Origin of the sequence: Turneriella parva DSM 21527 (assembly GCF_000266885.1) — a bacterium.
Classification (GTDB): Bacteria; Spirochaetota; Leptospiria; order Turneriellales; family Turneriellaceae; genus Turneriella; species Turneriella parva.
The window spans coordinates 4,233,982-4,245,167 of sequence record NC_018020.1 but is presented as its reverse complement, the minus strand read 5'-3'; the positions used below and the strand labels follow the sequence as shown (position 1 = coordinate 4,245,167).

General features: G+C 55.3%; 10 protein-coding genes. 8 read left to right on the top strand and 2 right to left on the bottom strand.

What is annotated here, in order from left to right:
* The 5 genes from TURPA_RS20380 to TURPA_RS20360 all read left to right on the top strand — a co-directional run bounded on the left by TURPA_RS20380 (position 1) and on the right by TURPA_RS20360 (position 4,372).
* Positions 1-582 carry a cbb3-type cytochrome c oxidase N-terminal domain-containing protein gene (locus TURPA_RS20380; RefSeq protein ID WP_014805164.1) on the top strand — a complete coding sequence of 194 codons (582 nt, stop codon included), beginning with the start codon at positions 1-3 and terminating at the stop codon, positions 580-582.
* Positions 583-643: 61 nt separating this feature from the next.
* Positions 644-2,152, top strand: a complete 1,509-nt coding sequence (ccoG, locus tag TURPA_RS20375) for a cytochrome c oxidase accessory protein CcoG (RefSeq protein WP_014805163.1) — start codon at positions 644-646, stop codon at positions 2,150-2,152.
* A complete protein-coding gene (locus tag TURPA_RS20370; RefSeq protein ID WP_014805162.1) occupies positions 2,149-2,592 on the top strand; it encodes a FixH family protein in 444 nt (147 codons plus the stop codon). The genes ccoG and TURPA_RS20370 overlap by 4 nt, the downstream gene beginning before the upstream one ends.
* Positions 2,589-3,239, top strand: coding sequence for a sulfite exporter TauE/SafE family protein (locus TURPA_RS20365; RefSeq protein WP_014805161.1), 651 nt, complete (start codon positions 2,589-2,591; stop codon positions 3,237-3,239). The genes TURPA_RS20370 and TURPA_RS20365 overlap by 4 nt, the downstream gene beginning before the upstream one ends.
* A gap of 59 nt (positions 3,240-3,298) precedes the next feature.
* Complete coding sequence (locus TURPA_RS20360; RefSeq protein ID WP_169314433.1) at positions 3,299-4,372, top strand: phospholipase D-like domain-containing protein; 1,074 nt, start codon at positions 3,299-3,301, stop codon at positions 4,370-4,372.
* A gap of 13 nt (positions 4,373-4,385) precedes the next feature.
* Here the strand turns inward: TURPA_RS20360 and TURPA_RS20355 are convergent, their stop codons facing one another.
* The gene (locus tag TURPA_RS20355; protein WP_014805159.1) at positions 4,386-4,850 is read right to left on the bottom strand and encodes an RrF2 family transcriptional regulator; all 465 of its coding nucleotides are present in this window, start codon (positions 4,848-4,850) and stop codon (positions 4,386-4,388) included.
* A 94-nt stretch (positions 4,851-4,944) separates the two neighbouring features.
* On the opposite strand from TURPA_RS20355, the gene TURPA_RS22385 reads away from it, so the two are divergent.
* From TURPA_RS22385 to TURPA_RS20340, 3 genes are all read left to right on the top strand, one after another.
* Entirely contained in the window at positions 4,945-5,943 is a 999-nt protein-coding gene (locus tag TURPA_RS22385) for an epoxyqueuosine reductase (RefSeq protein WP_014805158.1), read from the top strand.
* A 108-nt stretch (positions 5,944-6,051) separates the two neighbouring features.
* Positions 6,052-7,347, top strand: coding sequence for an O-acetylhomoserine aminocarboxypropyltransferase/cysteine synthase family protein (locus tag TURPA_RS20345; RefSeq protein WP_014805157.1), 1,296 nt, complete (start codon positions 6,052-6,054; stop codon positions 7,345-7,347).
* 121 nt (positions 7,348-7,468) lie between these two features.
* A complete protein-coding gene (locus TURPA_RS20340; RefSeq protein ID WP_014805156.1) occupies positions 7,469-8,914 on the top strand; it encodes an adenylate/guanylate cyclase domain-containing protein in 1,446 nt (481 codons plus the stop codon).
* On the opposite strand, the gene TURPA_RS20335 is transcribed toward TURPA_RS20340, so the two are convergent.
* A complete protein-coding gene (locus TURPA_RS20335) occupies positions 8,911-11,064 on the bottom strand; it encodes a cyclic nucleotide-binding domain-containing protein (RefSeq protein ID WP_014805155.1) in 2,154 nt (717 codons plus the stop codon). The two genes, TURPA_RS20340 and TURPA_RS20335, sit on opposite strands and share 4 nt — an antisense overlap.
* Positions 11,065-11,186: the final 122 nt, after the last annotated feature.

Below are 11,186 nucleotides of genomic sequence, written 5' to 3'. Positions count from 1 at the left end.
ATGAGCGACAATAGAGAAGAAAAAGACAAGCTGCTCGACCACGAATACGACGGTATTCGTGAGCTCGACAACCACATGCCCCGCTGGTGGGTTCTGGGCTTTTATTTCACGATCGTTTTCGCGATCGGCTATCTGGTCTATTACCATTTGGCAGGTGGGCCGTCATCGCAGCAAGAATACGAGGCCGAAATGGCTGCTCTGCCGAAAAAGGCCGGTGCGGCCGTTACGCCAGTCGCCGATGCAGGGCTTAAACCCCTGACGGATGCTGCGGCGCTTGCCGCTGGTGAAAAGCTCTATGTCGCGCAGACATGTTCTGCGTGCCACAACGCCAACCTCGGCGGACTCGTCGGCCCAAACCTTACCGATGAATTCTGGATTCACGGATGTGACTACACAACAGTCATGGCAAACGTGAAGAAGGGTTTTCAGCAAAAAGGCATGATGCCCTATGGTAACGGCAAACCTGTCGACGAGACGGGTCTGCAGCAGCTCGTGAGCTATATCTTTTCGAAGAAGGGTTCAAACCCAGCAGGGGCAAAAGCGATCGACCCTGAACGCGAAAAGAAGTGCGCCGCGAAATAGCGTGAAGAATTATTTCCCTGTCCCGAACGGGGCGGGGAAATTTCTCACCTGAGGAGACAAAATGTACACAGCAGCTGACCCCCTTGCCAAAGTCGAAAAAGACAGCGAAGAGTTTCGTGACCACATTGGCACCATCAACGCGCAGGGCAAAAGGGCGTGGGTCTATGCCAAAAAACCTAAAGGCAGGTTCTTTCAATGGCGTTCTCTGGTGAGTTACGTACTGCTCGCGCTGATGTTCGCCGGGCCTTACGTGCGAATTCACGGGCAGCCGCTGCTGCTTCTCAATATTCTCGAACGCAAATTTATTCTGTTTGGTTTTGTTTTCTGGCCACAGGATTTCTATCTCGTCGTGCTTGGGCTCTTGACCATGATTCTCACGATTGTACTCTTCACATCGGTCTTTGGCCGCATCTGGTGCGGCTGGACATGCCCGCAGACCGTCTTTATGGAAATGCTGTTTCGCAAAATCGAATATGCGATCGAAGGTGACTTTCAGGCGCAGAAGCAGCTGGCACTGTCTCCTTGGAATGCGAACAAGATAATACGCAAGTTGCTGAAATTTATCGTTTTTTACGGTTTCTCTTTTGCGATTGCGAATACCTTTCTGGCATATATCATCGGCAGCGACGAATTATGGAAAATTATCACCGAACCCGTGGCGCAGCATATTGCGGGTTTCATCGCTATCAATATTTTCACCATCGTCTTCTTTCTGGTGTTTGCACGCTTTCGCGAGCAGGTTTGCCACTTTGCCTGCCCTTATGGCCGCTTTCAGTCTGCGCTGGTTGATAATGACACGATCAGCGTAACCTACGATTTTAAACGCGGCGAAAAACGTGGCACCCTCGGCACCAGGAAAAAAGCGGGTTTCTCGATTGTCGCAGCTGCCGCAGCGGGCGGCGTGACGCAGGCCGAGGCGAGCGCCGGGCAGGCGGCAGCAAACCCTTATGGCGATTGTATCGATTGTGGTGCGTGTGTTGTGGTCTGCCCCGCAGGCATCGACATACGAAACGGTATTCAGCTCGAATGCATCCAGTGCACCGCCTGCATCGATGCCTGCAATAAAATGATGGATTCTGTAGGCAAACCGCGCGGGCTTATTCGTTATACCTCATTTAACAGCATCACAAATGGTTTCAGGTCGCTCATGAAATGGCGCACCGCCGGTTATATGACACTCTGGTTCGGCGTGCTTTCGGTTTTTGCGGGCCTGCTGCTCACGCGCGAGCCAATTGAAACGGTGCTGCTGCGCCAACCCGGCATGCTCGCACAGAGACTGCCCGATGGTTTAATCGGCAATCTTTACAACGCGAAAATCTTTAACAAGACATTCGATAGCCAACAGGCCGAGCTGCGCCTCGCCAGCGGCATACAGGGTGAGCTGCGGCTCATCGACAGCCTCGCCACCATCGGCGCGCAGAACTTCGCAGAAGCCCGGTTCTTTGTGGCTCTGAAGCCCGAAGCGATCACAGGGCAGAACTTTCCGGTTGAAATAGAGGTTATTTCGAACGGCAAGGTGATTGCTCGCAAGAAAACCGTCTTTATTTCAGGTGGAGCGACAACGCCATGAAAGGCCCCGGCGACAAGGCATGGCCGCTCGGCATTGTCATCGTGCTTGCCCTCTTTATGGGCATGACCGTCTGGTTCGTCAAAACCGCATTCTCTGAACGCGTCGATCTTGTGGCCCCCGATTATTATTACCGCGACAAGACTTTCTCTGAACGTATCAAGAAAGAGACCAGGCTGAATGCGACAGGGCAGGCCGAAATCGCCCGCACAGATAATGGCGTGCACATACAGTTGCCCGCCGCGTTTGCCGGTAAAAAAATCGGCGGCAAACTGGTTTTTTATTCACCGCTCAACCCCGCTGATGATTTTCAGCTGCCTGTCAGCTTTGTTGGCCCTGAGCAGCGAATCGTCGCTTCCCTCAAGCCGAAACAGATCTGGAAGGTTGCGCTCGATTTCGAAGCGGCCGGCGAAACCTACTTTTTTGAACGCACAGTGCGATGACGTTTGCCCTCTCGGCTTTTGTCATGGGCCTCTTTGCCAGCGGGCACTGTCTCGGCATGTGCGGACCACTGGTGCTGGCGCTGCCGCAGGGTGATGATCGCCTTGGGCGCGCGGTATTTTATCGCCTCATATACAACATCGGCCGCGTCTTCACCTACGCCGGTTTGGGGCTGATTGCAGGGCTTCTCGGCGCAATACTGGTGATCGAAGTTGCGCAGGGACAGGTTGCCCGCATTGCCGGAGGGGCGCTGATTCTCGTGGCAGCTTTGCAGCTGTTGCCGCGGTTTCAGATTCGGGGTATGTCCCACTTCTATTCTTCGCTGAGCAGGTACGTTTCGCCGCGCCTTAAATCTACGGGTGCGGGTAAATTTTTTATTCTCGGTAGCCTCAACGGATTTTTGCCGTGCGGCATGGTTGCGGCGGCGCTCGTGGTGAGCGTCGCCTCCGAGACGCCCGCAGACAGTGTGCTCTACATGGCGATCTATGGTTTGGGAACACTGCCGATGATGCTGACGGCTTCGCTCATGGGTTTCTATCTCGCTGCCCGAACGCGGCGGGTGCTCTCGGTTGTCGGCCCCGTCTATGGCATTCTGCTGGGCATTTTGCTCATCGTGCGCCCTGAACTTGTCGCCCCGCATTGCCGCTAGGTGTTGAAATTCACCCGAAAGGCAGGTTGCCGCTGCATGTCGCCGAAATGCTATGCGCCGTGCGGCAACCTGCGTACGAACTTCTGACCGAAGGGGATGTTTACTATGCACGCATGCTGCGCGCGATTCGCGGCGCGCGCCGGCATGTGCAGATAATGATGTATATCTGGCAGAACGACCGCATTGGTCGGCTGTTTCTGAAGGCGCTCGAAAGAAAATGCCGCCAGGGAACGCAGGTGACAATTGTGGTCGATGCGATTGGCAGTTTCGATTTGCCGCGCAATTTTTTCGCACCTGTGCAGCGGCTCGGAGCATCGGTCTATATGCACCACCGCTGGCAGCTGCTCAGCTGGCAATGGCTGCGCTACCTGATTCGCCGCAACCACCGCAAACTTCTGGTTGTCGACGATGAGGTTGCTTTCACCGGCGGATTCAATCTCATGCGCGAAGCCTCACTGAGGCACTTTGGTCACGGTCGCTGGTTAGACGTGGGTTTTGTGACGCGTGCGCAGCAGCCGGTTTGGCAGCTCAGAAGGCAGTTTCAAAATGCCTGCAGAAGGGCGAGCCATCGGCGCTGGGCAACGCGCCTGCTTTTGCGCAGCCAGAACAAGGTTATTTTGTTCAGTGGCAGGCGGGCGATTTCTTTTTCGATGTCGCGCTGGCTAAAGCGCCGCCTGCGCAAGGCTCACAAGAAGATTGTGATTGCGGTACCGTATTTCGTGCCCTATGGCTTTTATTGGCGCGTGCTCGTGCGTAAGCTCAAGCGGGGCGTCACCGTCGACATCATCTTGCCGGCGCGTTCAGATGTCGCCTGGGTCGATCAATTGTCCTTTTTTCTTGCTCGCCGGCTCATGCGCAAAGGCGCCAATATCTATCTTTATGGCGGCGACGATGCGCGCTTTTCGCATGCAAAATTCTACATGATCGATGGCTATTCGGGTACCGGGTCGGCGAATTACGATTACCGCAGCCTGGTCTTGAACCTCGATACCCTGGTCTTTACGCCGCAGAGCAAAGGCGCCTGGCAAAAGGTTCACGAAGAAATGTTACAGAATTCACAGCGAGCGGCAGAAGCAGACCTGAACACCGGGTGGATTGCCCGCCTGCTGCTTGCCGTGCGCTGGCTGGCCTGAGACCAACCGCCGCTCAGGTTGTCACTTTGCGAAAGGTAGTCTTCTTGCTCGAGCCGGCATGCACTGCCTTTTCGACCATAATCTTATTGGCGAGCGGCAACGTCGTGATCTGCAGTGACTTGGTCGCCGCAGCCCGCAGGTCTTTCCAGATGAAGTGTGCGGGGCAGGGCGCGTGGTCGTTGCATGAATCAAGGCCGAGTGCGCATTCGACAAATTCGGTAATGCCGTCGATGGTGATCTTGATGTCGTACAGGCTGATCTCTGCCGCCGGCTTGGCGAACTGGTAGCCGCCCCCCGGCCCTTTGTTTGACTTGAGAATCTTGCCGGCGACGAGCTGCTTGAGTATCTTGCTAAGGTAAGGTTTGGGTACCGATGCCCCGGTCGCCAGTTCTTCTACAGTGAAGATCTTCTGGTCGTCGCGCGAAGTCATGTACGCGAGGGCACGCACGGCGTATTTACTTGCACTGCTGTAGAGCATAATTGAAGAATAGTGTATCTACATATCTGTTTGGGCTGTCAACCAAAAGAAAAAATCGTGGTCGTCCCGTGCGGCCCGTTTTGCGGCTGACGGCATGGCTGCGCATCGTGTTTTGCTGGCAGTGATTGGCCGCACCCGCCTTGATGCAATCGCGCGCGTTGCTGCCGGCGTGGGTTTCAGTGCGGTCGCAGCGGTACCCGTCACCGAACCTTCAGCTGAATTCAGAAATTGGTGGCTGGCGTTTCTTGCGCGTGGCGGGCACAGCGACCTGGCCTACCTTGAGGGGCCGCAGCGTTTCGATCTGCGCGCTGTTTTGCCCGAGGCGCAAAGTCTGCTGCTCTTTAGATATCCTTATCGTTTTCGCGAGGTTGACGAAAAGCTGCGCCTTGCCCCGTATAAAGTTGCGCGCTATGCGTGGCAAAAAGATTATCACGTGATACTCAAGGCAAAGCTTGCCGAGGTTATGCAGGCATGCTCGCTCGCGGGTCGCGCCGTCACCGATTCAGCGCCGCTCGCCGAACGCTATTGGGCGCGCCTCGCGGGCCTCGGCAAGATTGGCCGCAACGGCATGCTGATCGCTGCCGGTTCGGGCAGTTATTTTCTCATCGCCGCTGTGCTGACAAACGAGGTGCTTGCTGCAGAAGTTGTCGAAAGTTTGGCGCAGACGAAAGGCCCAAACGATATTGCCGACATCTGCGGCGAATGCAACCTCTGCGTCGAGGCTTGCCCGACTGCTGCGCTCACAGGCGACGGCCTCATGAAAACTGACCGGTGCATTTCGTACCAGACGATTGAGAAGCGCGAAAACGAAGTGGATGTATCTCTCAACCAGAAGCGGCACCACTGGGTTTTTGGCTGCGACGTATGCCAACAGGTCTGCCCGCACAACAAAACGGCGCTCGCGTTTGCCGAACCCCGATTTAACGACGAGCATGCGGCCGCAGCGGCGATTGCCGCGGGCGAATTGCCAGCCACGCGCTCGTCGCTGAAACTCTCAAGCTTTTACCGGCGCGGCCTCGCGAAGCTCGCCGGCAACCTGCGCGCAGTTATGAGTTTCAGCGATTCGGCACCGGGCCCCCATGACGGAGAATGAACCTCGCGCACACAAAAACTTGCCGCCGCGCCCGTGTTTCATATATTGTCCTATAATTCACAATAACAGACGCTGTGTGTCTGCTATTGTTTTAAACAGGAGTAATTAATGTCACAGATCAATCTCGAAACCCTCGGCCTGCACGCAGGCCAAACGCCCGACCCGACAACCGGCTCGCGCGCGGTACCCCTTTACCAGACAACCTCGTATGTCTTCAAAGACACCGAGCACGCAGCGAATCTTTTCGGTCTCAAAGAATTCGGCAACATCTACACGCGCATCATGAACCCCACAACCGATGTGTTCGAAAAACGCATCGCAGCGATCGAAGGTGGCGTCGGCGCCGTTGCAACGTCGTCGGGCCAGGCGGCCACCACGACGGCGATTCTCAACATCACACGTCCCGGCGATGAAATTGTTTCGCTCGACAACCTCTACGGCGGCACTTACCAGCTCTTTCGCGTGACATTGCCGCTCTTGGGCCGCACGGTGAAGTTTGCCAAATCGGGTGACATTGCCGCGATTAAGGCAGCGATCACACCTAAAACGCGCGCGGTTTACTGCGAAACGATTGGCAATCCCAAGCTCGATGTGCCTGATTTTGCTGCACTCGCCCAGGTTGCACACGAAGCGGGAGTTCCCCTCATCGTCGACAACACCGTCGGTGTGGGCCTGGTGCGCCCGATCGACCACGGTGCAGATATCATCGTTGCTTCGGCTACGAAGTTCATCGGCGGTCACGGCACTTCGATCGGTGGAGTGATAGTCGATTCGGGTAAATTTGCCTGGAACAACGGCAAGTACCCAGACTACACAGAACCCGATACCAGCTACCACGGCCTTAAGTACTGGGATGTGTTCGGCAAGTTTGAACCGTTCGGTGGCGTCAACATCGCCTTTATCATTCGCGCGCGCGTGCTGTGGCTGCGCGACCTCGGTTTCAGCATGAGCCCGTTCAACGCCTGGATGTTTCTGCAGGGGCTCGAAACGCTCGGCTTGCGCGTAAAGCAACACAGCGCCAATGCGCTGAAAGTGGCAGAACACCTGAAGAAACTTCCGAAGGTATCGTGGGTGAACTACCCCGGTCTCAGCGACAGCCCGAACCATACGATTGCGAAGAAGTACCTCGGTAACAACTTTGGTGCATTGATCGGTTTTGGTGTGAAAGGTGGTCTCGAAGGCGGCAAGAAGTTCATCAATTCGCTGAAGCTGCTCTCTCACCTCGCGAACATCGGTGATGCCAAGTCGCTCGTGATTCACCCCGCATCGACAACGCACTCTCAGTTGACGGCCGAAGAGCAGGTATCGACCGGCGTGTCGCCCGATTACGTGCGCCTTTCGGTGGGTCTTGAAAATGTCGAAGACATTATCGCAGACCTCGACCAGGCGCTCGCGCAGACTTAAGAATTCAAGGCTGCCCAATGAGTTGCAGACGGCGCCGAACGGGCGCTGTCTGTGGCATTTTGGGCAGCCCCCAAACTAAACTTGGTTGCCCTGTCGGGCATAACCTGTTATCTGTGCCCTGATGAATGCATTTCGTACCAAAGCAACACAGCTAAAACAATATCCGGCTTTGCCGGCGGCATCTGTCGACCGCTTTGCAGAGATTCTCGAATCATCAGACGACTGGCAGCTGTACAGAATTAATCCGCTCGCTTTCGCCGAAGAGCACGGCTATCCCGAAGAGGCGGCTCTCGACCTGTTCATTCATGCTGCGCGTGTCGGGTTGGTTGACTTCAGCTATAATATGATCTGCCCGCGCTGCGGCGGTGTAGCGCATGCGCACCACGAACTCGACGAAGTTGAGTCAACAGACTTCTATTGCGCCGTGTGCACATCGTCGAGCCCCGCAACACTTGACGATCAGGTCGAGGTCTCGTTTGCGATTCACCCGGCTGTTCGAAAACTGAATATAGACCCTCTTGCCGATCTGGCTTCGTACAACCGATTCCATTTCTCTCAGAATTATATCATATCCGATGAGTTGCGCGAGTTGCGCCGCCAGCTGATTCGCCATTTCGTGGTACTAACGCCCGATGCTTCAAAACGCATTGTGTTCAAGAAGGCAAAGCACTCCACCTTTCAGCTGATTTCGATTGAGACCAATACATCGTTGCTCATCAACCTGGGTCAGGCAGACGGGTCTGTGGGCAGCGCGGCCGCAATACCCTTTTCTGCGACTGGCTTTGCGCAAAAAGAACTGGCTTCGACTGCCAGTGCTCTCGAACTGACAGTGCACAACAACACGCGCGCCCGGGTTGGTCTAATGGTCGCGACCCCCGATCTACCGCGAATTCTCGAAGTTGTGGCCCGGCATCCGACTCGTATACGGCCGTTTTTGACAGCCAAAATGCTGCTCAACAACCAGACTTTTCGCGAACTCTATAAAATTCAGCACCTGTCGAAAAATCTGAATCTGAACATCAAGAGCCTCACGATCATGTTTACCGATCTGCGGGGCTCAACCGAAATGTACGACAGGGCAGGTGATGTATTCGCGTATTCACTCGTGCAGGAGCATTTCAGAATTCTCACGGCTTCAGCGCGCAAGTTCAGAGGGGCGATCATCAAAACAATGGGTGACGCGATCATGGCCACGTTTTCGACCCCAGCCGACGGCATGTTTGCCGCGCTCGACATGCTGAAAGAAATCGAGCGCCTGAACGAGAGTATCAAGGCCGACGGCTTTGAGATTGGCCTAAAGGTTGGTCTGCACGAAGGGCCGGCGCTGGCTGTGATGCGCGACGAACGGCTCGATTACTTTGGCCAGACGGTCAACATCGCGGCGCGCGTTCAGGGCCTTGCCGCTGCGGGTGAGATCTGCGTCACCCCGACGGTGGCCGAGGCGCCCGGTGCGAGAGCGCTCGCGAGCGAAGCGGGCCTTACCGCCGAGGCTGAGAATGCGAGGCTCAAGGGAGTCGGGCAAGAGACCCTGGTCTTTCGCTTTGCGCAGCGCGGGGCTGCGGCTTAGCCCCCACGGTCGAGCAGCTTCAGTTCGCGCGAGCGCCGCATCATGAGCTCGCGCATGCTGAAATTAAATATCGGCGCCGATTCGATTATCTTGCGAATTTCACCGCGCGCAACTTCAATAACTTCGCCGTTTGCAAGCGCCGTCACGGTGGCATTGCGCGCAGTTGAATCGAGCGAGCCGTATTCACCGAACATATCGCCTGCGCGCAGAATCTTAATTTCGATGCCGTTGTGGCGCACGCTGTATTCGCCTGAAAGAATAATAAAGAACTCGCCGTCGCTTTTACCCTGTTCGACGAGCGTGTCACCCGAAGCGACACGCAGCCTCACAGCCGCCCGCGCGATACGGTCTTTGACGTTATCGGCGAACTGGGCAAACGGCCAGAACCGCTCGATCTCTGACCGCACTTTCCACAGGTGGCGCATTTCGTCGACGCGGTTCTCTGCGATCAGAAATTCGTGAAACAGCTTTTCATCGATCGCGCAAAGCGTCACCGGGGTCGCCGCAACAATCGATGCCGAGCGCACCTTGTTGTCGTCGAGCACCGCCATTTCGCCGACGAAATCTCCGGCTTCTTTGCGAGCCTTCTCGCTCAGTGTCTTGCCGTCATGGTACATGACGCTGCAGCTGCCGGTGAGTATTATATAGATCAGCCCCTTTGAGGCTTCGTTCTGTTTAAAGATAATATCACCCGAATTGAACGTGACGATTCTGAAGTTGTTCATGAGCGCAGTCGCCCAGTCGTGCGAAATATTGTGAAAAGAATCGCTCAAGATGTGCATCGTGCGAATCATGTACGAGTCGTAGCTGCCCTGAATGATGTTATAGCGTTTGCCATGAGTTGCGTGCGAGAACGTTGCGTCGAATTCTGGCGGCAGCTTCTCAAGGTGCATGAAGACAATGCGGTCAGCCTGCGACTTCAGCGCATCGCGCGGGTTTCCGTGCAGAATTCCCATGCCGCCGTCGGCGAACAGAATGTCATGCGGTTCTGTATAAAGTTGTTTCAGCACATCGAATTTCTCGTGCCGCACGATACCCTGCGCAACCATCTGCTCGATGTCTGTGAACGATTTGTTGTCGCCGATAAAGACGATGCTGCGCGAGCTGTTCCCTTCTTTCATTCTAAACGTAGCGCCGATCGTCGGTATCGAATGCACGGTATAATGAGGCTCAATCGACAGGCCGAAAAATTCAGTCGTTTCGTACGGTTTCACCTCGACAAACTGGAACATCTGTTTGAGATCATCGATCGGCAGCATCGTCTGCAACGAAAGTTTCATCATCGCCATCCAGAAAATTTCTTTGGTGGCAATGAGGCGCACCTTGTTTGAGAGCCTCAGCAGCGGAAAAATGTTGCAATGGTCGTCATGAATATGCGTCAGAAAAAGCGAACGGATTTCAGTACTCGAGATGCCCCGGGCATTCAGCGCCTGTTCGAGGTAGGGAACGCAGTCGATCAGCATGTGCTCTGAGTTGTAGTGCAGCACGAGGCCCGAGCACGGTTTATCGGCGATAAAACCCGAGGCACCCCCCAGAACCGTGACGCCAAACTGCGAAGGCAGCGTCGTCGTGAAATCGCTGCGCAGGTCGTATGGCGGGTCTTGTGGTGTGTCGAAGCGAATATCGATATTTTCACCGTTCAACCTGTACTGGTCGCGGGCGTTGTGAAAAATTTCAGTGCCGTCGGCGAGGCGGGCGACGCCGTTTTGAAAAGGTACGAAATCCACAAAATCGTCGATGGAGAATTCTCTACCTTCGCTGTTTTTGACCGAGATTGCCCGCGCCTCGCGGTAGAGTTCGTCGAACCAGGGGCTTTGCCCGAGCGCATCGTACTCTTTGCGTGTGGGGCCTAAAAGCGTCAGGCGCAGAAGCTTTCGGTTCGCCTTGAGATGCAGCGCCGTGCCCACGATCGTGAGTTTCTTGCCCTGCATAAAGTTTCGCTCAACGAACAAGAAATAGTAAAGAGGAAACTCCGTACAATTTTGCAGCACGTTAAAGCGGTACGGCGTATCTGGCAGAACGATGACATCGGGGCTACCGATACCCTTCACCATCAGGTGCTTGATCACTTCTGGCGGGCAGCCGAACAGCACGGTGCGCTTGTCAGTGCGGCCGACAACGACGCCGTGGGTAATCTCAGTCACTTGCATGGGGATTACCTTTGATCGCGGGGCAGCCCCGCAATCGATTATTTAGGAGCTGCGCGGCGGGTCGCCATATTCGAAATTTCAGAGCAATAGCAAAACGACGAAATTCGGGAAAAGCGGGCCTC